At 74.1% G+C, this 22663-nt stretch carries 16 protein-coding genes and 1 riboswitch; of the genes, 13 read left to right on the top strand and 3 right to left on the bottom strand.

Annotated elements, in window-relative coordinates; genetic code table 11:
• Positions 1-50: 50 nt before the first annotated feature.
• On the top strand, positions 51-1331 hold the full coding sequence (locus tag ACZ6Z8_RS10035; RefSeq protein ID WP_465608021.1) for a sensor histidine kinase: 1281 nt from the start codon (positions 51-53) through the stop codon (positions 1329-1331).
• 52 nt (positions 1332-1383) lie between these two features.
• Here the strand turns inward: ACZ6Z8_RS10035 and ACZ6Z8_RS10030 are convergent, their stop codons facing one another.
• A complete protein-coding gene (locus ACZ6Z8_RS10030; RefSeq protein WP_465608437.1) occupies positions 1384-1953 on the bottom strand; it encodes an SUKH-3 domain-containing protein in 570 nt (189 codons plus the stop codon).
• Positions 1954-2025: 72 nt separating this feature from the next.
• The gene (locus tag ACZ6Z8_RS10025) at positions 2026-2487 is read right to left on the bottom strand and encodes a YwqJ-related putative deaminase (RefSeq protein ID WP_465608020.1); all 462 of its coding nucleotides are present in this window, start codon (positions 2485-2487) and stop codon (positions 2026-2028) included.
• 533 nt (positions 2488-3020) lie between these two features.
• Between ACZ6Z8_RS10025 and ACZ6Z8_RS10020 the strand changes: the two genes are divergently transcribed.
• From ACZ6Z8_RS10020 to ACZ6Z8_RS10000, 5 genes are all read left to right on the top strand, one after another.
• Complete coding sequence (locus ACZ6Z8_RS10020) at positions 3021-4022, top strand: HNH endonuclease (protein WP_465608018.1); 1002 nt, start codon at positions 3021-3023, stop codon at positions 4020-4022.
• 63 nt (positions 4023-4085) lie between these two features.
• Positions 4086-6803 carry an SUKH-4 family immunity protein gene (locus ACZ6Z8_RS10015; protein ID WP_465608016.1) on the top strand — a complete coding sequence of 906 codons (2718 nt, stop codon included), beginning with the start codon at positions 4086-4088 and terminating at the stop codon, positions 6801-6803.
• Positions 6804-7069: 266 nt separating this feature from the next.
• Positions 7070-8500 carry a hypothetical protein gene (locus tag ACZ6Z8_RS10010; RefSeq protein WP_465608014.1) on the top strand — a complete coding sequence of 477 codons (1431 nt, stop codon included), beginning with the start codon at positions 7070-7072 and terminating at the stop codon, positions 8498-8500.
• Positions 8501-9030: 530 nt separating this feature from the next.
• Positions 9031-12663 (top strand): transcription-repair coupling factor, encoded by a 3633-nt coding sequence (gene mfd, locus ACZ6Z8_RS10005; protein WP_465608012.1) that lies wholly within the window; start codon positions 9031-9033, stop codon positions 12661-12663.
• Positions 12664-12778: 115 nt separating this feature from the next.
• A complete protein-coding gene (locus ACZ6Z8_RS10000; protein ID WP_465608010.1) occupies positions 12779-13816 on the top strand; it encodes a nucleoside triphosphate pyrophosphohydrolase in 1038 nt (345 codons plus the stop codon).
• Between the two features lie 15 nt (positions 13817-13831).
• On the opposite strand, the gene ACZ6Z8_RS09995 is transcribed toward ACZ6Z8_RS10000, so the two are convergent.
• Positions 13832-14257, bottom strand: a complete 426-nt coding sequence (locus ACZ6Z8_RS09995; protein ID WP_465608009.1) for an SDR family NAD(P)-dependent oxidoreductase — start codon at positions 14255-14257, stop codon at positions 13832-13834.
• Between the two features lie 310 nt (positions 14258-14567).
• Between ACZ6Z8_RS09995 and ACZ6Z8_RS09990 the strand changes: the two genes are divergently transcribed.
• The 7 genes from ACZ6Z8_RS09990 to ACZ6Z8_RS09960 all read left to right on the top strand — a co-directional run bounded on the left by ACZ6Z8_RS09990 (position 14568) and on the right by ACZ6Z8_RS09960 (position 22568).
• Positions 14568-15884 (top strand): cytochrome P450 family protein, encoded by a 1317-nt coding sequence (locus ACZ6Z8_RS09990; protein ID WP_465608007.1) that lies wholly within the window; start codon positions 14568-14570, stop codon positions 15882-15884.
• Positions 15885-16094: 210 nt separating this feature from the next.
• Positions 16095-16262: riboswitch (cyclic di-AMP (ydaO/yuaA leader) on the top strand.
• Between the two features lie 5 nt (positions 16263-16267).
• Complete coding sequence (locus tag ACZ6Z8_RS09985; RefSeq protein WP_465608005.1) at positions 16268-17035, top strand: transglycosylase family protein; 768 nt, start codon at positions 16268-16270, stop codon at positions 17033-17035.
• 265 nt (positions 17036-17300) lie between these two features.
• Positions 17301-18587 (top strand): phosphopyruvate hydratase, encoded by a 1287-nt coding sequence (eno, locus tag ACZ6Z8_RS09980; protein WP_465608004.1) that lies wholly within the window; start codon positions 17301-17303, stop codon positions 18585-18587.
• 118 nt (positions 18588-18705) lie between these two features.
• Positions 18706-19185: an FtsB family cell division protein gene (locus tag ACZ6Z8_RS09975; protein ID WP_465608003.1), complete on the top strand. Its 480-nt coding sequence runs from the start codon at positions 18706-18708 to the stop codon at positions 19183-19185.
• A complete protein-coding gene (locus tag ACZ6Z8_RS09970; protein ID WP_465608002.1) occupies positions 19157-19834 on the top strand; it encodes a DUF501 domain-containing protein in 678 nt (225 codons plus the stop codon). Before ACZ6Z8_RS09975 ends, ACZ6Z8_RS09970 begins: the two co-directional genes overlap by 29 nt.
• Before the next feature lie 2 nt (positions 19835-19836).
• Positions 19837-20772 (top strand): Ppx/GppA phosphatase family protein, encoded by a 936-nt coding sequence (locus tag ACZ6Z8_RS09965; RefSeq protein ID WP_465608435.1) that lies wholly within the window; start codon positions 19837-19839, stop codon positions 20770-20772.
• A 428-nt stretch (positions 20773-21200) separates the two neighbouring features.
• A complete protein-coding gene (locus ACZ6Z8_RS09960; protein WP_465608000.1) occupies positions 21201-22568 on the top strand; it encodes an NAD(P)/FAD-dependent oxidoreductase in 1368 nt (455 codons plus the stop codon).
• Positions 22569-22663: the final 95 nt, after the last annotated feature.

Here is a 22663-nt window from a genome sequence, read left to right as displayed (position 1 = left end):
CCGGCAATCCCGGTGGGGAAGGGGAGGGGTCGCCGCTTAGTCTTTGGGGCATGAGCAAGTCGCCTGGGGAGCGCGTGCCGGTCCGGTCGTTCTGGTGGTGGAAGCGGCGGCGCAGCGCCCTCCTCGACATCGGGCTGGCGCTGCTCGCCGCGGTCGAGTGCTCGGCCGGCACGATCGCCTTCCTGTCCGCGCGGATCCACGTGAGCTTCGTGGGCGCGGTCGGGATCGCGGTGCTCGGCACGGTGGCCGGCGGTTCGCTGGTGGTGCGCCGGCGCTGGCCGGCCGTACCGGTGCTGGCGACGCTGCTGGTGACGCCCGGGATGCTGGGCGTGGTGCTGCTGGTGGTGTCGCTGTACACGCTGGCCGAGACCTGGGAGTGGCCCTCCCGGCGCCGACGGGTGGTGGCGCTGTCCGCACTGGCCTTCGCCGAGGCGGCGGCCGTGATCGCGGTGACGCTGATCGTGCCGGGTGACTCCCCGGTGGAGCAGCCGCCGCTGTGGATCCAGATCCTGTTCTCGTTGCTGGTGGCGGTCGGGCTGACCGTCGCCCCGGTGGTGACCGGCCTGTACGTGGGGGCGCGGCGGCGGCTGATCGAGTCGCTCAAGGACCGGGCGCACGGACTGGAGACCGAACTGGACCTGCTGGCCGAGCAGGCCCAGGAGCGCGCCCGCCGGGCCCGGCTGGAGGAGCGCACCCGGATCGCCCGGGAGATGCACGACGTGGTGGCGCACCGGGTCTCGCTGATGGTGGTGCACGCCGGGGCGCTGGAGCGAATAGTCGTCAAGGACCCGGAGAAGGCCGCGCAGAGCGCCAAGCTGATGGGCGAGGTGGGCCGGCAGGCGCTCAACGAGCTGCGCGAGATCCTCGGCGTGCTGCGGATGGACGACGAACGGCAGCCGGAGCCGGACTCGCTGACCGGGCTGCCCCGGCTGGTGGACCAGTCCCGGGCGGCCGGGATGGCGGTGACGCTGACGGTCAGCGGCAGCCGGCAGGAGTTCACCGGCGAGGCCGAGCAGACCGCCTACCGGGTCGTCCAGGAGGGGCTGACCAACGCCCACAAGCACGCGGGCGGCGCCCAGGTGTCGGTGCTGCTGGCGTACGCGCCGAACGGGGTGCGGGTGAGTGTGGTGAACGCCTGCCCGGGCGGGGAGCGGGGCGCGGCGAAACTGCCCAGCGGCGGCAACGGGCTGGTCGGGATGCGGGAGCGGGTGATCGCGCTGGGCGGCACCTTCTCGTCCGGGCCGGAGGCGGACGGCGGGTTCCGGGTGGAGGCGGTGCTGCCGTCCCGGCTGGCCGTCCGCGGTGACCGGCTGGGTCAGGGACTGCCCTAGGGTCTCCCCGGGGTCTGTCCTCGAACTCCCGTCTGCGGGGCGGCGACAGGCCTCAGGGCGCGTACTCCCCGGCGGTGCGCAGCCGTTCCGGGGCGGTGCCCAGGACGAGGGTGCTGATCGCCTGGTCGATGCCGTGGCCGAGGAACCACTCGCCGGTGTGGTCCAGGCTGTAGACCCGGCCCTCCTCGTCGACCGCCAGCAGCGCCTGCCCGTACGCCTCCTCGCCGAGCGGGGCGAGCCGGGTGCCCAGCGCCCGGCCGAGGTCGAAGAGGGTGCGCGGCTGGTGCAGGCCGCGCATCGGGTCGATCAGGAAGGGTGTGCGGGCCAGTTGGCGGCCCGGGCCGGACAGGTCGAAGGCGAGGCCGCCGAACTCGGCCCAGGCCTCCACGGCCGCCGGGAACACGGCGTGCGGGACGCCGCCGGGACCGCCGTAACCGACCAGGGTGTCGGCCCACTCCTCGGCCTGCTGGATCTGCCAGCGGCCGGGGTGCCAGCCGGAGGCCTTGAGCTCGGCGGCGACGTCGGCGGGGAAGCGCGGGCGGGTCCGTCCGGTGCCGGCCGGGGGCGGGGTGCCCGGGACGAGGGTGGCCGGTGCGGGCGGGGGCGGGCTGGGCGGGTTCAGGGTGTGCTCCGGGAGCTCGGGGACGGGGGCGTACGAGGGGCTGCGGGCGCGGGCGTCCGGCGTGCGGACGGCTCAGCGCGCCGGCGGCCCGACGGCGACGCTCAGCACGGTGAAGTGCTCCAGCATCGGGACGCAGGAGCGGCACGGCGGGGCGTGGGTGCCGTGCGCCGGGTCGCCCTCCTCGCGGATCCGCAGGGTCGTCATCCGGGCGCCCTTGAGCGCCTTGCGGGCCTCGTGCAGGCTCATCGGCTTGCGGGCGGCGCGCTTCGAGCGCTTGCCGTCGACCGTGGTCAGGTACTGGGAGAGCAGGACGGCCTCCGGGCAGCGGCCGGTGAACCGCTCGCGGGCCTCGACCGGCAGGGTGTCCAGGAACTCGCCGACCAGCGGGTGCAGGACCGGGCGCCGGTCGTCCTTGCCGCCCGCCAGGGTGTGCACCTCGCCGCCCTTGAGCGACAGCGCGGCGGCGACGGCGGGCAGCAGGCTGTCGCGGTGGTGGCGCAGCACGGGCGGGCCCGCAGGCTCACCGGTGGTCATGCGGCGTCCTCCTCCTCGTTCCTGGCGGTCCGGTTCCTGTTGGGCCCCGTGGGGTCCGGGGCAAGCCTGTCATTCGACCCCGACAACCGCACAACCGGGGTGCGGGCGGGGCGAACACCCGTGCGGTTCCCGGCTGATCGCGCCCGCGGTCCATCCGCATCCCGGCCGCAGCCAGGGCCGGATCCGCACGGCCTCGTCATGACGTGTCCGCCCGGAACCGCCCCCCGTCCCGGGCCCCGGCCGGTACGGTCCCGGCAACGAGCCGAGGGGGCGCGGCCGGCCGCGCGGGGTCCCGCCGGAGGACCGACTCCGGTGCCCGCTCCGGACGTTGGACCGCCGGGTCGATGACGTCGAACACCCGGGAACCGCTCGGACCGCCGACGAACCCGGACCTCACGACGGCACGGCGACCGCGGCTCGTGGAGGTGTTGGAACGGGCTGCGGGTGCGGGGGATCGCCCGGGCGGGTGAACCAATAGGCTGGTGCCCAGCAAGCGCACCGAAGAATTTGCAGCAGCCAGTGGGGGCTCCCAGATGACGACAGGTCGGCCCGGCGTCGCCGCCGCACCGAACGCGGCGTACGCAGGTCAGGTGGTGCAGTTCCCGGATCCGGTCCGCGCGGAGCGGCACCCGGCCGGGGTCCGGGTGGACGAGTCCGGCTACCCGGACTTCGGCCCGTACGCCGCCGCGGCGGCCGAGGTCGCCGACCCGCCGGAGGGCTTCGGCGTGGACGAACTGCGGCTCACCGACTACGTCTCGGCCAACGTCGCGCTGTTCACCCAGGGCCACCCGCTCTGGGCCGACCTGGAGACCGCCGTGGCCACCCCGCCCGGCTGGACCTGGCACCACGCGGTCGGCCGGGCCGCCCCCGGCTGGCGCCGGATGGAGCTCGTCCCGGTCGAGGTCAAGGCCCTGCTGCGGCACCACGGCGGCCTGGCCACCTCGCCCGCCGACCACTCGCGCCGCGGCACCCGCCCGCTGCAGGAGCGCCGGCCCGTCCACTTCTCGCTGGCCAAGGACGGCGGGGACCCGATCGGCGTCCCCGAGGACCTGGTGCAGCGCGCCGAGGAGCGCCTCGGCTACCGGCTGCCCGGCGCCTACCGCACCTTCCTCAAGCTGGGCGGCGGCCGCCGCCCGGTCGGGGTGGCGCTGGACACCGAGCTCGGCATGCTGTTCGACCAGCCGTTCCTGACCCTCACCGAGGAGTACGGCACCGAGGACGTCGTGTACGCCAACAAGTGCCTGCGCGACCACTTCACCAAGGACTACCTCGGCATCGCCTACGCGCAGGGCGGCATCGTCGCGCTCAAGGTGCGCGGCGACCGGGTCGGCTCGGTCTGGTTCCATCTGTACGACGACGCCCGCGACTCCGGCGCCCCGGAGGCGCCGGAGGACCGCTGCGCCCGGCTGCTGCTGCCCTGCGGGGACGACTTCGACGCCTTCCTGCTGCGGCTGGCCGGCAGTCCGCCGGAGCTGGAGACGGTCGCGGAGCTGATGGTGGACGGCGGGTTCGCCCGGGCCGTCCCGGTGGACTGACGTGACCGCGGGAACGGCGTTGAGGGAACGAGTGGGGACGACGGGGACAGGGGTGAACCGGGCGTGGTGACGTACGCGCAGGCGCAGGAGCTCGCCGAGGAGTGGATCAACGGCGGCGTGCCGCAGGGGCAGCAGCGCGAGGTGCGGGTCCGGGAGTTCGACCTGGGCTTCGTCTGCTGGGCGGTCTCGCCCGCGGAGGCGGCGGCCGGTGCCGGTACCGGTGCCGACGGCGGGTCCGGCTCGGGCTCGGGCTCGGGTGAGGCGCGGCTGGTGATCGCCCGTGACTCGGGCGCCAGCACGCTGTGGCCCGCGCTGCCCGTCAACGAGGTGGTCCGGCAGTACGAGGAGGTGTACGGGCGGCCGGTCGCGGCCAACCCGGCGGGGGCGGCGAAGCCCGCGCCGGGGCCGGTGGAGGCCACCTCCTTCCTGCTCAGCCCGCCGCAGTGGCTGCAGGAGGCGGGGGCGGCGGCGATCGCGGCGGAGGCGGAGAAGCTGGGCGGCGCCGCTGCCGCCGCTGCTGCGCCTTCTCCAGCTCCGGCCCCCGCGCCCGTTCCGGCTCCCGCACCTGTTCCGGCGGCCGCTCCGGTGGCCGCCGCGGAGCCGCCCGCGCCGGTGCCTCAGGTGCCGTCCGCGCCCGCCGTGCTGACCGAGCCGCCGGTCTCCGACCGGCCCGCCGGGGACGCGCCGACCATGCTGGCCCCGCCGCCCGGCGACGAGCCGCCCGTCGCCCCGCGGCCGCCGGCCGCCGCGCCGGTGCCTCCGGTCGCGCCCGCGCCGCCGGCCGCCCCTGTCGGGGCCGAGGCGGCGACCGTCCTGATGCCCGAGGGCCTGCGCACCTCCGGTTCGGACCTGCCCGACGCGCCCGCCCCCGCCGGGGCGGAGGCCGCGACCATGCTGATGCCCCCGGGCGGCGGCATGCCCCCGGTCCCGCCGGTCGGCGCCCAGCCCCCGACCGCCCAGCCCCCGGCCGCGACGCCCGTCACCCCGCCGGCCCCGGCACCCGCCGCGGCCGTCGAGCCGGCGCCGACGCTGCTCGCGCCGCCGGACGCGATGCCCGGCCTGATGGGCCTGCCCGGCGCTCCGGCGACCCCGCCCGGTGCCCCGGTGGAGCAGGCGCCGACCATGCTCGCCACGCCCGGTACCCCGGCCGCCCCGCCCGCCGGCGGTGCCCCGGTGGAGCAGGCGCCCACCATGCTGGCCTCACCCGGCGGGCTGGCCGGGCTGCCGGGTGCCCCCGGCCCGGCGGCCCCGCCCGCCGCCGGGGCCCAGGGCGGCCTCGGCCGCGCCCCGGCCTCGGCCCCGCCGCCGCCCCCGCCGGGTGCGCTGCGCGGCGGGTCGCCCGGCGGCGGCGGTCCGTCCGGTGCGGGCGGGCTGGGCCGCACTCCGGGCTCGGCCCCGCCGCCGCCCCCGCCCGCCGAGCTGCGGCACACCCCGGGCTCCGGCGTGCCCGTCGGCAGCCCCGGTGGCCGTTCGGCCGGTTCGACCCCGCCGCCCCCGCCCCCGGCGGGCCTGCGCGCCGGTGCCGCCCCCGCCCCGGCCCCGCAGGGCGCGCCCGCCCCGGCAGCCGCCGGGGTGGCGTACGAGGCGACCCAGCTGGCCAGCGCGATCGACCCGGCTCTGCTCGGCGGCCCGGCGGACCCGGGCACCCCGCCGTCGGGCGGCCCCGCCGTCCCGCCGCCGCCCGGTGGTCCGGCCGCCCCCGCCGCGCCCGCGGCCGGGTACGGCTACCCGAACGCGGGCGCCGCGCCCGGCGTCGTCCCGCCGACTCCGGTCACCGGCCCGCCGCCGGGCGCGCCGGTGCCGCCCGGGGTGCCCGCGGTCGGCCCGGGCTACTTCGCCGCGCTCAGCTACCGGGGCCCGGACGGCTCCGAGCAGAAGCTGCTGCACCGCAGCGAGCCCGGCACCCCGCACCCGGAGTGGAAGATCCTGCAGGACCTGCGCCGGCTGAACGTGCCCCCGGAGCAGGTGCTGGAGCTCTACACCGAGCTGGAGTCCTGCGACCTGCCCGGCGGCTACTGCAACCGCATGATCGCGGCCTCCTGGCCGAACGTGCGGCTGACCCACACCGCCCCGTACGGCCGTGACCACGCCTCCCGGCAGGCCGGGATGGCCGAGCTGCTGGACCACCTGGACGAGCTGCACCAGCTGGCCTCCGGCGCCCAGCGGGTCCGCCCGTTCCGGGCCCCGCTGCCCGCGCCCGGGTCGGTCCAGCCGCTGCCCCCGCTGGCGCCCCAGCAGCTCGCCCAGGAGCTGGGGACGGCCTTCGGGCAGAACCTGTTCCGCTACGAGCAGCGTGCCGTCTCCCGCCAGGGCGTGCCCGAGCCGGTGTCGCAGACGCTGATGTGGGCCGGGCTGCCGCGCGACTTCGGGCCGTTCTTCTGGGCCCAGGCGCAGGAGGGCCGGCCGATCCCGACGCTGGCCGAGCTGGCCGCCGAGCGCGGCCTGCCCGCGGCCACCGACTTCGGCGGCTACCTGGTGCTCGGCAACGACTACGGCCGTCAGCTGTGCGTCCAGTACGGCACCGCGAACGTGGTGGCCGTGGATGTCGACGGAACCGGCCAGCCGCCGCGCTTCGTCAACAGCGGTGTACCGGAGTTCGTCCGCGCGCTGGCCCTGCTGGGCCGGATGTGGCGGCTGCGGTACGGGCTGACGCCGGAGCAGGCCGGTCGCTGGACGACCGACTTCCAGGCGGAGCTCGCCGCGATCGACCCGGCGGCCCTGCAGTCCACGGACACCTGGTGGGCCGTGCTGCTGGAGCAGTTCTGGGACGGTCTGCTGTAGCGGACCGTCACGGATCCTCGCAGGTGGGGAGGGGTCGTTCCGGTGTCCGGAACGACCCCTCCGGCATGTCCCGACAGCTGTGCCTCGTTGGGGTTTCGTCCGGATCTGCGCAAAATAGGTCAAGAGGATGGGTCTATTCGTCCGGTCCTCGACGTATTCCGGTCCGCACGACGGTCGAATCCGGCCCCGGTCTCCCAACCGGTTCCGGATCCGGCGGTTCCGTCCGATCATGGGCTCCGCAGCCCGCGAAACGAGGGGAAGAGCCCATGAGCGACGCCGTCCCCCAGTACGGCTTCAGCCAGGCCCGGCGCGGCTACGCGCCCGAGCAGGTCGACCGGGCGCTCGTCGCCCTGACCGCCCAGCGCGACGAGGCGTGGGAGCGGTTGAGTGTCCTGGGAGCCGGGATCCGGCAGATGGAGACCCGGCTGGAGGCCATCCGCCGCGCCGCCGAGGAGGCCCCGGAGCCGGACTACCTGGTGCTCAGCGACCAGGCCGCCGGACTGGCCGAGATGGCCGCGAACGAGGCCCGCGCCGTCCGGGAGAAGGCCGAGCGCTTCGCCGAGGACCTTCGGGACGAGGTGTACGAGGAGGGGCAGGCGCTCGCCCAGGCGGCCGAGGAGTACGCCGCCACCACCCGCGCCGAGGCCGACGCGGCCGCCCGCCGCACCGACGAGCGCACCCGTGCCGAGGCCGAGGGCATCCGCGCCGAGGCCGACCGGGAGAGCCGTGCCGTCCGTGACGCCGCCACCGCCTACGCCGCCAAGGTCCGGGTGGCCGCCGCCGAGGCGAGCGAGTACGCCGAGGCCGAGCTGGCCATCAGGCGGCGCGAGGCCGACGAGGCCTTCGCCGCGGCCGAGGCCAAGGCCGACGCCGAGGAGGCCGAGGTCTCGGCGACCGCCGAGCGCCGGGTCAAGGAGGCGGAGCAGCACCGGGATACCGTGCTGAACCAGATCAAGCAGCTGGAGACGGACGCCCAGGCCAAGGCCGACCAGTTGATCGAGAAGGCCCGCCGGGAGGCCGAGCGGATCCACGCGGAGAGCGAGCGCGAGCAGCGCGAGTTCGACGCCCGGCTGGATACCGTGCAGCGGCACCTGGACCACATCAAGGCCACCCTGGCCTCGCTCACGGGCGCGGCGGTCGGGCAGATCGAGCCCGGGGCGCTCGCCGCCGCCGGGGCTCCGGCGGCTCCGACCGACGCGGTGCCTCCGGCGGACGAGGCGGCTCTGACCGAGGAGGCGGCTCCGACCGAGGAGGCGGCTCCGGCGGACGAGGCGGCCGACGCGGCGCCGGTGGACTCCGAGGCGGACACCGGGGAGATCCCGTGGGCGGACCTGCGGAAGGCGGAGCCGGCCGACGGCGGGGCGGACGCCCGGGCGCAGGAGCGGACGACTGCGGTGCGGCAGCCGGTGGTCGGGGGTTCCTCGGCCGTCTCCAGGGCCGCCGACCCCAAGGACCCCAACGCCCCCAAGGGCGCCGAGGACACGGAGGTGGTGACCGGCCCGGTCGCCCCGGCCTCGGTGCCGCCGAAGCCGGCCCAGCCGCCCCTGTCGGCGGCCGAGCGGGACGGCACGCCGGGCGTGGCGGGTGCGAAGGGTGCGGACGGCGCCGAGGAGACCCGGATCATCCCGAAGATCATCATCGTGGACGACGGCGCCGGCTACGCGGCCCCCAACACGGTGGCCTACCGCCGCCGCTAGCCGTCAGCCGCCGCGCGCATCGGCGACCACGCCGGTAGTCCCCGCGCGGCGGTGTCGGTCGGCCGGACGGGTGCGGACGTCCGGAGCGGCTCCGCGGAGCGGGTGGACGAGCGGAGCAGGCCGAGACCCGTGGCGCCCTCCAGGAAAGGGCGCCACGGTTCCCGGCGCTTGGGCGGGCGCCCCCACCCAGGGTCGCCCGGCCTCGCACCTCCGACCCCCATCGGGGGTGCGACAGTGCCGCCACAGCCATCCCCCACGGTTGGGTGCGGCGGGCACGTTCACCATGGTGCGCGATCTCCATGGACGGGCAGTGACAGGAGTATGTCCAGTTCGTGGCGGATGTCAGGCCCGGCGCGGACCGGTGCCCGGCCCGTGCGGCCCCGCCGGGCTCGTACGCCGCGTGCCCGTCCGTGCCGCGGCGTAGGCTGGACACCCCCGGCCGCTCGGCGCGCCGGGCCGTTCGCGTTGCCCCGGCGGCCCTCTCGCCGCGCGGAGGCAGCACCAGCCACGGGACGAAGAAGAGACCCCAGATGAGCCTGACCGGACTGCTCGATGTCGTCGCGCGGGACGCGGCGCTCGCCGAGGCGATCGAGGCGGCCACCGCCACCGGAGCCGCGGCCGGCGGCCGCCGCCACCTGGACCTGGTCGGACCGCCCGCCGCCCGGCCGTTCGCGATCGCCGCACTGGCCCGCGCGATGGCCGGGCAGGCCGCCGGCGACCGGGGCCGCCCGGTGCTCGCCGTCACCGCCACCGGCCGGGAGGCCGAGGACCTCGCCGCCTCGCTGCGCTCGCTGCTGCCCCCCGACGCGGTCGCCGAGTACCCGGCCTGGGAGACCCTGCCGCACGAGCGGCTGTCGCCCCGTTCGGACACCGTCGGCCGCCGGCTGGCCGTGCTGCGCCGGATCGTGCACCCGCGGGCCGACGACCCGGCGGCCGGGCCGGTGCAGGTGATCGTCGCCCCGGTCCGCTCGGTGCTCCAGCCGCAGGTGAAGGGGCTGGCCGAGCTGGAGCCGGTGGCGGTCGGGCGCGGGGAGTCGCACGACCTGGAGGAGGTGGCCCGCCGGCTCGCCGCGGCCGCCTACGCGCGGGTCGAACTGGTCGAGAAGCGCGGTGAGTTCGCCGTCCGCGGCGGGATCCTGGACGTCTTCCCGCCGACCGAGGAGCACCCGCTGCGGGTGGAGTTCTGGGGCGACGACGTCGAGGAGATCCGCTACTTCAAGGTCGCCGACCAGCGTTCGCTGGAGATCGCCGAGCACGGTCTGTGGGCACCGCCCTGCCGCGAGCTGCTGCTGACCGACGAGGTGCGCGCCCGGGCCGCCGAACTGTCCGCCGCGCAGCCCGGGTTGGCCGAGATCCTGGACAAGATCGCCGAGGGCATCGCGGTCGAGGGCATGGAGTCGCTGGCGCCGGTGCTGGTGGACGACATGGAGCTGCTGCTCGACGTGCTGCCGCTCGGCTCGGTCGCGGTGGTCTGCGACCCGGAGCGGGTCCGCACCCGGGCCGCAGACCTGGTGGCCACCAGCCAGGAGTTCCTGCAGGCCTCCTGGGTCGCCGCGGCGGCCGGCGGTGACCGGCCGATCGACCTGGAGACCATCGACGTCTCCGCCGCCTCGCTGCGCTCGCTCGCCGAGGTGCGCGAGCACGCCGCCGAGATCGGGCTGCCCTGGTGGTCGGTCAGCCCGTTCGCGACCAGCGAGTCCTCGGTCGACACCATCCTGGAGTTCGACGCCAACACGCTGACCCTCGGCATGCACGCCGTCGAGGCCTACCGGGGCGACACCGCCCGGGCGATCGCCGACGCCAAGGAGCGGCTGGCCGCCGACTGGCGGGTCGTCATGGTGACGGAGGGCCACGGCCCGGCCTCCCGCCTGGCCGAGGTGCTCGGCAACGAGGGCATCCCGGCCCGGCTGGTCGCCGACCTCGCCGAGGCGCCCACCCGGGACGTCGTCCACGTCGCCTGCGGCTCCATCGAGCACGGCTTCGTCGACGAGGCACTCAAGATCACCGTCGTCACCGAGACCGACCTGTCCGGCCAGAGGTCCTCCACCAAGGACATGCGCCGGATGCCGTCCCGGCGCCGCAACGCGATCGACCCGCTGGCCCTGGTGGCCGGCGACTACGTGGTGCACGAGGCGCACGGCGTCGGCCGGTACGTGGAGATGGTGCAGCGCACGGTCCAGGGCGCCACCCGCGAGTACCTGGTGCTGGAGTACGCCCCCGCGAAGCGCGGCCACCCCGGCGACCGGCTGTTCGTGCCGACCGACCAGCTCGACCAGGTCACCAAGTACGTCGGCGGCGAGGCCCCGACGCTGCACCGGCTCGGCGGCGCGGACTGGGCGAAGACCAAGCAGCGGGCGAAGAAGGCGGTCAAGGAGATCGCCGCCGACCTGATCAGGCTGTACTCGGCGCGGATGGCCGCGCCCGGCCACACCTTCGGCCCGGACACCCCGTGGCAGCGCGAGCTGGAGGACGCCTTCCCGTACGCGGAGACGCCGGACCAGCTGACCACCATCGCCGAGGTCAAGGCCGACATGGAGAAGTCCGTCCCGATGGACCGGCTGATCTGCGGCGACGTCGGCTACGGCAAGACCGAGATCGCCGTCCGGGCCGCCTTCAAGGCGGTGCAGGACGGCAAGCAGGTGGCGGTGCTGGTGCCGACCACCCTGCTGGTGCAGCAGCACTTCTCCACCTTCGCCGAGCGCTACGCCAACTTCCCGGTCACCGTGAAGGCGCTGTCCCGCTTCCAGACCGACAGCGAGGCCAAGGCCGTCCTGGAGGGCCTGTTCGAGGGCTCGGTGGACGTCGTCATCGGTACCCACCGGCTGTTCTCCTCCGAGACCAGGTTCAAGGACCTCGGCCTGGTCATCGTCGACGAGGAGCAGCGCTTCGGCGTCGAGCACAAGGAGCAGCTGAAGAAGCTGCGCGCCAACGTGGACGTGCTCACCATGTCCGCGACCCCGATCCCGCGCACCCTGGAGATGGCGGTCACCGGCATCCGCGAGATGTCCACCATCACCACCCCGCCGGAGGAGCGCCACCCGGTGCTGACCTTCGTCGGGCCGTACGACGAGAAGCAGATCTCGGCCGCGATCCGGCGTGAACTCCTGCGCGAGGGCCAGGTGTTCTACATCCACAACCGGGTGGAGTCGATCGACAAGGCGGCCGCCCGGCTGAAGGACCTGGTGCCCGAGGCGCGGATCGCCACCGCGCACGGGCAGATGGGGGAGACCCAGCTGGAGAAGGTCGTCGTCGACTTCTGGGAGAAGGAGTTCGACGTCCTGGTGTCGACCACGATCGTGGAGTCCGGCATCGACATCTCCAACGCCAACACCCTGATCGTCGAGCGCGGCGACACCTTCGGCCTCTCCCAGCTGCACCAGCTGCGCGGCCGGGTCGGCCGTGGCCGCGAGCGCGGCTACGCGTACATGCTGTACCCGCCGGAGAAGCCGCTCACCGAGACGGCGCACGAGCGCCTGGCCACCATCGCCCAGCACACCGAGATGGGCGCCGGCATGTACGTCGCGATGAAGGACCTGGAGATCCGCGGCGCCGGCAACCTGCTCGGCGGCGAGCAGTCCGGGCACATCGCGGGGGTCGGCTTCGACCTCTACATGCGGATGGTCGGCGAGGCGGTGGCCGAGTTCCGCGAGTCGCTGGCCAACGGCGGCGCGGAGCCGGAGGAGGAGCCGCTGGAGGTGAAGATCGAGCTGCCGGTCGACGCCCACGTGCCGCACGACTACGCGCCCGGCGAGCGGCTGCGGCTGCAGGCCTACCGCTCGATCGCGGCGGTCAACTCGGAGGCGGACATCCAGCAGGTCCGGGACGAACTCGTGGACCGCTACGGGAAGCTGCCCGAGCCGGTGGAGAACCTGCTGCTGGTCGCCGCGCTGCGGCTGTACGCCCGGCGGTGCGGGATCTCGGACATCACCCTTCAGGGTGCGAACGTCCGCTTCGGCCCGGTGGAGCTGCGCGAGTCCCAGCAGCTGCGGCTGAACCGGCTCTACCCGCGCAGCCAGGTCAAGGCGGCGGCCCAGCAGCTGCTGGTGCCGCGGCCGAGCACCGGGCGGATCGGCGGCAAGCCGCTGGTCGGGCGGGAGCTGCTGGGCTGGTGCACCGAGTTCCTGTCGGCGATGTTCGACGACCTGGCGGGGGCGAAGAAGTAGCACCGCGTCCGGCGGCGGCCCCGGACTCCGGTCCGGGGCCGTCGCCGTCGCCGTCACCGCCGCCGTCCCGGGATCGGCAGGGGCCGGGGGCGGGCGGGGCGGGTAGGTTCGAGGTGTGACGACGAATGCTGTGCCGGCGAGCGCTCCGGGCGCGAAGTTGATCCTGCTGACCACCACCCACCGGGTGGCCCCCGGGCTGCTGACCTGGCCGGCCTGGGAGGCGCTGCGCTCGGCGGGCCGGGTGCTGGTCGCCGACGAGGGGCACCCGCAGGTGGCGGCCGTGCGGCAGGCCGGGGTGGCCGTCGAGGTGGTCCCGGCCGGGTCGGCGCCGGCCCTGGCCCGGCTGCTGACCGGGCAGCCGGCCGACGCCGGGCCGACGGTGTGGCTGGGCAGCCCGGACGGGGACCCGGGGCTGACGGACGCGCTGGCCCGCCTCGCCGTGGAGCACGCCGGCGAGGTTCCGGAGATCGAGGTCCTGCCGGGCTCGTACGACCTGCCGGGGGCCCGGCTGCTGGACCTCGCCTCGGTGATGGACCGGCTGCGCTCGCCCGGCGGCTGCCCGTGGGACGCCGAGCAGACCCACGAGAGCCTGGTGAAGTACCTGGTCGAGGAGGCCTACGAGCTGGTCGAGGCGATCGAGGAGGGGGACCGGGGCACGCTGCGCGAGGAGTTGGGCGACGTACTGCTGCAGGTGTTCTTCCACTCCCGGATCGCCGAGGAGCACCCCACCGACCCCTTCACCGTCGACGACGTGGCCGGGGACATCGTGGACAAGCTGGTGTACCGGCACCCCCACGTGTTCGGGGACGTCGAGGCCGGCGGCGCCGCCGAGGTCGAGGCCAACTGGGAGCAGCTGAAGGCGGCCGAGAAGGCGGACCGGGAGTCCGTCCTGGACGGCGTGCCGGCCGGGCTGCCCGCGCTGGCGTACGCGGCGAAGCTGGTGTCCCGGGTGCGCCGGGCCGGCTTCACGGAGGTGCCGGACGAGCCGTACGAGCTGCCGGCCGAGCTGACCGCGGAGTCGGCGGGCCGGCTGCTGCTCGCGGTGGCGCAGCGGGCGCACGACGCCGGGGTGGACGTGGACGCGGCCCTGCGCTCGGCCGCGCGCGGCTACCGGGACGCGGTGCGCGCGGCCGAGGGGCTCAAGCCGGAGTAGGACGGGACGGACGGCTCAGGCGGCCGTGGCGGTGCTCCCGGCGGGGCGCCGCTGCGGCGGCACGAGTTCGCCGATGGCCTCGCCGATCAGGGCGACCAGTTCGGCGAGGCGCTCCAGGTCGAGGTGGTCGGGCAGGTCGGCGAGCGAGACGACCCGCTCGCCCTTCGGGCCGGCGACGCAGAAGAGGTCGATCGGACCGAGGTGCTTCTCGGCGGTGTCGACCAGGGCGGCGACGTCGCTGGGCCGGCGGATGTCGCCGCAGACGCCCACCACCGGGCAGCCCGGCCGGTCGAGTTCGGCGGCGAGGTCCTCGGCGATCCCGACGTGCTGGTCGGCGATCAGCATCCCGGCGGCGCCGGCCGCGGCGAACCGGCGGGCGAGGTCGGCTCCCGAACCGCCGTCGAGTACCGCGATGACGACGACTGCTCCGCTGACCCGCATGGCCTGCTCCTCCCTGTGGGCGACACCGCACCGGCGCCCACGCGTACTGCGGAGGATCGTAGGCACGTCCTGACCCTCCGCAACAGGGATTACCCCGCAGGTGACCAGGGTCACGCCTGCCGCCCGGCCAAGAGCTCTCCAAGGGCTGTCCACGACCCGGCTACGCCCCGTTCACGGAGAGTCGGCGCGCTGGTCGCACGCCGCTCGCACGCCGCTCGCACGCCGCTCACGGGCGGTTCGCGCACCGGTGACGCGGCGGTGGCCCCGGTGGTCGTCCGGGCGCGTCCGGTCCAGCGGTTACGGTCGACCCATGCCAGCTCAGCCCGACGGCGCCCAGCCCGCCGCCCAGCCCGCCCCGCAGCTCTTCACCTGGGAGTTCGCCGCCGACCCGTACCCCGCCTACGCCTGGCTGCGCGAGCACGCCCCGGTGCACCGCACCGAGCTGCCGAGCGGGGTGGAGGCCTGGCTGGTGACCAGGTACGCGGACGCCCGGCAGGCGCTCGCGGACAGCCGGCTGTCGAAGAACCCGGCGCACCACAGCGAGCAGGCGCACCGCACCGGCCGGGTGGGCATCCCGGGGGAGCGGCAGGCGGACCTGATGACCCACCTGCTGAACATCGACCCGCCGGACCACACCCGGCTGCGCCGCCTGGTGTCGAAGGCGTTCACCCCGCGCCGGGTGGCCGAGTTCGAGCCGAGGGTGCAGCAGCTGACCGACCGGCTGATCGACGGCTTCGCGCAGCGCGGCTCGGCGGACCTGATCCACGAGTTCGCCTTCCCGCTCCCCATCTACGCGATCTGCGACATGCTGGGCGTGCCGGCCGAGGACCAGGACGACTTCCGCGACTGGGCCGGGATGATGGTGCGACACACCAAGCCGGGACAGGGCGGCGGCCGACGTGGCGGCGTGGGGCGGGCGGTGAAACGGATGCGGGCGTACCTGCTGGAACTGATCCACCGCAAGCGGGCCGACCTCGGCGACGACCTGATCTCCGGTCTGATCCGGGCGAGCGACCACGGTGAGCACCTGCCCGAGAACGAGGCCGCCGCGATGGCCTTCATCCTGCTCTTCGCCGGGTTCGAGACCACGGTCAACCTGATCGGCAACGGGACGTACGCGTTGCTGCGCAACCCGGACCAGCGGGCGCTGCTGCAGGAGTCGGTGGTGCGTGGTGAGACGGCGCTGCTGGAGACCGGGATCGAGGAACTCCTGCGCTACGACGGGCCGGTGGAGCTGGCGACCTGGCGGTTCGCGACCGCGCCGCTGACCATCGGCGGGGTGGAGATCCCGGTCGGCGACCCGGTGCTGGTGGTGCTGGCGGCGGCGGACCGCGACCCGGCCCGGTTCTCCGACGAGAACACCCTCGACCTGGCCCGGAGCGACAACCCCCACCTGGGCTTCGGGCACGGCATCCACTACTGCATCGGAGCCCCGCTGGCCCGGCTGGAGGGGCGGTCCGCGCTGGCCACCCTGCTTTCCCGGCTGCCCGATCTGCGGCTGGCCGAGAGCCCGGAGAACCTGCGCTGGCGCGGTGGCCTGATCATGCGTGGACTGCGTGAACTTCCGGTCGAATTCACTCCCGAGCTCCGCTCGCCGCACGCCCTTTCCGAGGGCCCGGCACACTGACGTGACGTCGCATTCCGGGCGCTCGCAGCGGCATGAACGACCATCAAACCGGACAAAGCGCTGCCGTTGGTAGGCGATCGGACACGGGCCGTAATTCTGGTGTGATATCGACGATATGAGCTTGTGATCGGTCTGAGGATCTGTCTAGTCTCCCTGGAGTTCGCAGCTGCGGACCCCGTGCGCGGAACGCCGAATCCTGCCCGCCGCGCCACGGGAAACCGACCAGACCCTGGGCAGGGGCGGGGGAACCAGGTTTGTTGCCGTCCCTCCACGGCTTGGGGTGAAGCCGCCCGAGCGGAATCGTTTCCGCCGCCGGCGGCCGGGCCACCTCCCGGTCCGAACCCGACAGCTCACCTCGCAGGCGTGCGGAGAGGGACTTCTTCATGCTGCTCGTTGGATCTGGCCGTCATCGCCGTCGCACCCAGGCCGAGAAGGCCATCGCCGTCGCCGGTGTGGCCGGCGTCGGACTCGCGCTGCCGCTCCTCACCGCCACCGGTGCCTCCGCCGCCCCGGCCTCCTCCTGGGACTCCGTCGCCCAGTGCGAGAGCGGTGGCGACTGGAGCATCAACACCGGCAACGGCTTCTACGGCGGCCTGCAGTTCACCTCCAGCACGTGGAAGGCGTACGGCGGCACCGCCTACGCGCCGCAGGCCAACCAGGCCAGCCGGGCCCAGCAGATCTCGGTCGCCGAGAAGGTGCTCGCCTCGCAGGGCCCGGGCGCCTGGCCGGTCTGCTCCATGAAGGCCGGGCTGAGCAAGGGCGGTGCCCCCGCGGCCGTGGACACCTCCTCGGACACCAAGGCGCAGTCCGCCCCCAAGCAGCAGACGCCGAAGCGGCAGGCCCCCAAGGCCGCCCCGAAGCCGGTCCAGCAGTACGTGCCGAAGCACGCCGCGCCGAAGAAGGCCGAGCAGCCGGAGACCCAGCCGGTCCAGCAGTACACCCCGAAGCACGCGGCTCCGCGCGCCGCCCAGCCGGCCCCGGCCCCGCAGACCGGCCACGACTACACCGTCCGTTCCGGTGACACCCTGTCGGGCATCGCCGCCGCCCAGGGCGTGTCCGGCGGCTGGCAGGCGCTGTACGACGGCAACCGCGGCACCGTCGGCGGGGACCCGAACCTGATCGTGCCCGGCCAGGTCCTGCACCTCGGCTGAGACCCGGCGGAGGGGGCCGACCGACCGGTCGGCCCCCTTTCGTCCGCCCGCGCCCTCCTTCGTCCGCCTTCGTCCGCTCAGGTGGGACAAGCTGGGACAAGCAGGTGAACTACCGGTGGGTAGTGGGGCCACACGCTGAGACGGAGCCGAGGTCGACGTGGTCCCGGGAGCCCGGGCGGTTAGGCTCTGGTCGTAACGACTCCGCAATCCTCCGGCCGACAGCGCCACCGTCGAGCCGGACCCTGCTTCCGCAAGGAGATGCTTCGTGCCGTCCATCGATGTCGTCGTAGCCCGTGAGATCCTCGACTCCCGCGGCAACCCCACGGTCGAGGTCGAGGTCGGCCTCGACGACGGCAGCACGGGTCGTGCCGCTGTTCCGTCGGGTGCCTCGACCGGCGCCTTCGAGGCGCTGGAGCTGCGCGACGGCGACAAGAACCGCTACTTCGGCAAGGGCGTGGAGAAGGCCGTCCTGGCCGTCATCGAGCAGATCGGCCCGGAGCTGGTCGGCTACGACGCCACCGAGCAGCGCCTGATCGACCAGGCCATGCTCGACCTGGACGCCACCCCGGACAAGTCCTCGCTCGGCGCCAACGCCATCCTGGGCGTCTCGCTGGCCGTCGCGCACGCCGCCTCCGAGGCCAGCGACCTGCCGCTGTTCCGCTACCTGGGCGGCCCGAACGCGCACGTCCTGCCCGTCCCGATGATGAACATCCTCAACGGCGGCTCGCACGCGGACTCCAACGTCGACATCCAGGAGTTCATGATCGCCCCGATCGGCGCGGAGTCCTTCTCCGAGGCCGTCCGCTGGGGCGTCGAGGTCTACCACACCCTCAAGGGCGTGCTGAAGGAGCGCGGCCTGTCCACCGGCCTCGGCGACGAGGGCGGCTTCGCGCCGAACCTGGACAGCAACCGCGAGGCCCTGGACCTCATCACCGAGGCCATCCAGAAGGCCGGCTACGTGCCGGGCCGTGACGTCGCGCTGGCCCTGGACGTCGCCGCCTCCGAGTTCTTCAAGGACGGCGCCTACCAGTTCGAGGGCAAGGCCCTGTCGTCCGCCGAGCTCATCGAGTACTACGCCGAGCTGGTCGCCGCCTACCCGCTGGTCTCCATCGAGGACCCGCTGGACGAGTCGGACTGGGACGGCTGGAAGGCCATGACCGTCAAGCTGGGCGACAAGGTCCAGCTGGTCGGCGACGACCTGTTCGTCACCAACCCGGCCCGCCTGGCCAAGGGCATCGAGACCGGCACCGCCAACGCGCTGCTGGTGAAGGTGAACCAGATCGGCTCGCTGACCGAGACCCTGGACGCCGTCGAGCTGGCCCAGCGCAACGGCTACCGCTGCATGATGTCGCACCGCTCCGGCGAGACCGAGGACGTCACCATCGCCGACCTGGCCGTCGCCACCAACTGCGGCCAGATCAAGACCGGTGCCCCGGCCCGCTCCGAGCGCGTCGCCAAGTACAACCAGCTGCTGCGCATCGAGGAGATCCTCGACGACGCCGCCGAGTACGCCGGCCGCGGCGCCTTCCCGCGGTTCAAGTACGAGGGCTGAGCCGCCGCACCAGCGCACGCCTGACCGGTGCCCCGCCGCACACCCCGTAGGGTGGACGGCGGGGCACCGTCGCGACCAGGAGGGGATACGGGAGATGGCTGGCTGGAGGATCCCGGGCTTGGCGGCCCGGCCTCGGTTCACGAGCCGGGCGACCGTACTCGTCCTGGTGCTCTGCTCGCTGGTGGCGATCCTGGCCTACCCGACGCGGCAGTTCATCTCCCAGCGCGCCGAGATCTCCGCCCAGCGGGCGAAGGCCGACCACGCGCGCCAGCAGGTCGAGCAGCTGCGCCGGGACAAGGCCCGCTGGCAGGATCCGGAGTACGTCAAGGCGCAGGCCCGCGCCCGGCTGCACTACGCGGTGCCGGGCGAGACCCCGTACATCGCGGCGGACCCGTCCGGCGCGGCCGCCCAGCCGTCCGCCGCCGCCACCCCGGGCGGCCCGTCCGCCGCCGCGGCCGGCCGGCCGGACACCGCCAAGCCCTGGTACGCCAGCATCTGGGACTCGGTGGACGCCGCCGACACCGCCGCGCTGGCCCCCGCGACCCCCCGTCCGCTCCCACCGTTCCCCGTTGGAGACCCCGCCCCCCATGACCACTGAGAACCACCCCGCCGTCTCCGACGCCGACGTCGCGGCCATCGCCGCCCAGCTCGGCCGGGTGCCGCGCGGCCTGCGCGCCGTGGCGCACCGCTGCCCCTGCGGCAACCCCGACGTCGTGGAGACGGCCCCCCGCCTGCCGGACGGCACGCCGTTCCCGACGCTGTACTACCTGACCTGCCCCAAGGCCGCCTCGCTGATCGGCACCCTGGAGGCGGAGGGCGTGATGAAGGATCAGACCGCCCGGCTCGCCGAGGACCCGGAACTGGCCGCCGCCTACCAGAAGGCGCACGAGGACTACATCGCCCGGCGCGACGCGATCGAGGTGCTGGAGGGCTTCCCGAGCGCCGGCGGCATGCCGGACCGGGTGAAGTGCCTGCACGTGCTGGTCGGCCACTCGCTGGCGGCCGGCGAGGGCGTCAACCCGCTCGGCGACGAGGCCATCGGCATGCTGGAGGACTGGTGGGCCAAGGGCCCGTGCGTGTCCCCGGCCGAGGTCCAGGCCGCCGGTGAGCGGGTCGCCCGCAACCGCGCCAAGGAGCAGGACCACGAGGCCGTGATCGCGGCCAAGCAGCAGAAGGCCGCCGAGCGGGCCGCCAAGCGCGCCGCCGAGGAGTCCGCGGCCTCCGCGGCGGAACAGGAGTCCGAGTGACCATGACCCGGGTGGCCGCGATCGACTGCGGCACCAACTCGATCCGGCTGCTGGTCGCCGACCTCGACCCGGAGACCGGCGAGATCACCGACCTCGACCGCCGGATGATCATCAACCGGCTGGGTCAGGACGTGGACAGGACCGGCCGGCTGCACCCCGACGCGCTGGCCCGCACCTTCGCGGCCTGCCGGGAGTACCGGGAGATCATCACCGGCTTCGGCGTCGGCCCGGAGCGCACCCGCTTCGTCGCCACCAGCGCCTCCCGGGACGCCGAGAACAGCGACGAGTACGTCAAGGGCGTGCGGGACATCCTGGGCGTCGAGCCGGAGGTGGTGAGCGGCGAGGAGGAGGCCCACCTGTCCTTCGTGGGCGCCACCAAGGAGCTGACCGGCGGCCAGTTCCCGGCCCCCTACCTGGTCTTCGACCTCGGCGGCGGCTCCACCGAGTTCGTGCTCGGCGGGACGGACGTGCAGGCGGCGCGCTCGGTGGACATCGGCTGCGTGCGGCTGACCGAGCGGCACTTCGGCGGCGCCGAGCTGCCCTCCGAGGAGCAGATCGCCGAGGCCCGGGCGCACGTGCGGGCCGAGCTGGACAAGGCCGAGGAGGTCGTCCCGCTGACCGGCGCGGCCACCCTGGTCGGCCTGGCCGGGACGGTCACCACGGTGTCCGCGATCGCCCAGGACCTGCCCGGGTACGAGTCGGAGCGGATCCACCACTCCCGGCTCAGCCGCGAGCGGGTCGCGGAGATCGCCCGCGAGCTGCTGGCCGCCACCCACGCCGAGCGCGCGGCGATCCCCTCGATGCACCCGGGCCGGGTGGACGTGATCGCGGCCGGTGCGCTGGAGCTGCTGGAGATCATGGACCGGACCGGCGCCGCCGAGCTGGTCGTGAGCGAGCACGACATCCTGGACGGCATCGCCTGGAGTATGGCCTCCTGACGCCCTGCAGGGCTTACCGAACCGGCCCCGGCACCCCGTTGCGGGTGCCGGGGCCGGGGCGCGCCCGGGCGCGGGTGGAAAAGTTCGTGAATTTCTTCACATGACGATCCGACCATTCGCCCCACCCTGCCGCCCGCTACGTCCGAATTGTGGGACCGAAGGCCTGCCGTCGACGAGGCCCGCTGGATCGCAGGTCAGGCCTCGGCTGAGGTTTGAAAATCGAAATCACAAGCGGGAACCCGGGCCCTGTACGGATCGTTGCTGCTCAGCCGGGTAGTGCTCCGGCGCACGTTCATGAGGGGCTGCCGGGGGCCGTGCACCGGTGCGCCGGTGTCGTTTTTGGGGGCGCGAAGTGTAGCACGGGGTGTCCACGAGCTTGTGACCGGGCTCACGAAGGCTGCTCCGGACGGTGCTGGATACTTTCGGATATGAGCACCACGGAGCGTCCTCGCATCCTCATTGTCGGCGGTGGTTACGTCGGCCTGTATGCCGCGATGCGCATCCTCAAGAAGATGCGCTACGGCGAAGCGACCGTCACGGTCGTGGACCCGCGGTCGTACATGACGTACCTGCCCTTCCTCCCCGAGGCGGCCGGCGGCAACGTCGCGCCCCGCAACCTCGTCGCGCCGCTGCGCAAGACCCTGAAGCAGGCGGAGGTGCTGACCGGGTCCGTCACCGGCATCGACCACGCCCGCAAGGTCGCGACCATCCAGCCGGCGGCCGGCGACAGCTACGAGCTGCCCTTCGAGTACCTGGTCGTCGCCACCGGTTCCGTCTCCCGCACCTTCCCGATCCCGGGTCTGGCGGAGAACGGCATCGGCATGAAGACGGTCGAGGAGGCCATCGGCCTCCGCAACCACGTCATGGCTCAGCTCGACAAGGCCGAGTCCACCTCGGACGAGGAGGTCCGCCGCAAGGCCCTGACCTTCGTCGTCATCGGCGGCGGCTTCGCCGGCATCGAGACGGTCGCCGAGATCGAGGACATGGCGCGCGACGCCGCGAAGCTGTACAAGACGGTCAGCCGCGACGACATGCGCTTCGTCGTGGTCGAGGCCGCCAACCGCATCCTCCCCGAGATGGGCCCGGACCTCGGTCTGTGGACCAAGGAGAAGCTGGAGGAGCGGAACATCGAGGTCTACATCGAGACCTCGATGGACTCCTGCATCGACGGCCACGTCATGCTGAAGAACGGCATGGAGATGGACGCCGCCACCATCGTGTGGACGGCCGGCGTGAAGCCGAACCCGGTGCTGGCCAACTTCGGCCTGCCGCTGGGCCCGCGCGGCCACGTCGACACCGCGCCGACCCTGCAGGTCCAGGGCTTCGACTACGTCTGGTCCGCCGGCGACAACGCCCAGGTCCCGGACCTCGCCGCCGGCGAGGGCGCCTGGTGCCCGCCGAACGCCCAGCACGCCTGCCGCCAGGCCGTCGTCCTCGGTGACAACGTCATCTCCGGCATGCGGGGCTTCCCGCAGAAGGAGTACAAGCACAAGAACCTGGGTGCGGTCGCCGGTCTCGGCCTGCACAAGGGCGTGGCGATCCTCTTCGGCAAGTACAAGCTGAAGGGCCGTCCGGCCTGGTGGTTCCACCGCCTGTACCACGGCGCGATGGTGCCGACCTTCAACCGCAAGGTCCGGGTCTTCACCGACTGGACCCTCGCGATGTTCCTGAAGCGCGAGGCGGTGGGCCTCTCCCAGATGGAGAACCCGCAGCTTCCGATCCAGGAGGTCACGCCGCCCACCAAGCCCGTCGAGGCCGCGAAGCCGGCCGCCGACAAGGAGCTCGCCAGCAAGTAAGCGACTGGACCCCGGTGTGGGAGCGCCGGGGTATGAGTCGGAGGCCCTCCGCCCGGCAGTGTCGCCGGACCACGACCTCCGTGGTGCTCAGCCGG

This window comes from Kitasatospora sp. NPDC101108, assembly GCF_055584725.1.
This window is presented reverse-complemented; position numbering and strand designations above follow the sequence as displayed.

Coding starts and splice junctions, on each gene's coding strand:
- ACZ6Z8_RS09965 (WP_465608435.1), top strand. CDS start 19,837: ATGACCCGGGTGGCCGCGATCGACTGCGGCACCAACTCGATCCGGCTG.
- ACZ6Z8_RS09960 (WP_465608000.1), top strand. CDS start 21,201: ATGAGCACCACGGAGCGTCCTCGCATCCTCATTGTCGGCGGTGGTTAC.
- ACZ6Z8_RS10020 (WP_465608018.1), top strand. CDS start 3,021: ATGACGACAGGTCGGCCCGGCGTCGCCGCCGCACCGAACGCGGCGTAC.
- ACZ6Z8_RS10010 (WP_465608014.1), top strand. CDS start 7,070: ATGAGCGACGCCGTCCCCCAGTACGGCTTCAGCCAGGCCCGGCGCGGC.
- ACZ6Z8_RS09995 (WP_465608009.1), bottom strand. CDS start 14,257: ATGCGGGTCAGCGGAGCAGTCGTCGTCATCGCGGTACTCGACGGCGGT.
- ACZ6Z8_RS09985 (WP_465608005.1), top strand. CDS start 16,268: ATGCTGCTCGTTGGATCTGGCCGTCATCGCCGTCGCACCCAGGCCGAG.
- mfd (WP_465608012.1), top strand. CDS start 9,031: ATGAGCCTGACCGGACTGCTCGATGTCGTCGCGCGGGACGCGGCGCTC.
- ACZ6Z8_RS10035 (WP_465608021.1), top strand. CDS start 51: ATGAGCAAGTCGCCTGGGGAGCGCGTGCCGGTCCGGTCGTTCTGGTGG.
- ACZ6Z8_RS09990 (WP_465608007.1), top strand. CDS start 14,568: ATGCCAGCTCAGCCCGACGGCGCCCAGCCCGCCGCCCAGCCCGCCCCG.
- ACZ6Z8_RS10025 (WP_465608020.1), bottom strand. CDS start 2,487: ATGACCACCGGTGAGCCTGCGGGCCCGCCCGTGCTGCGCCACCACCGC.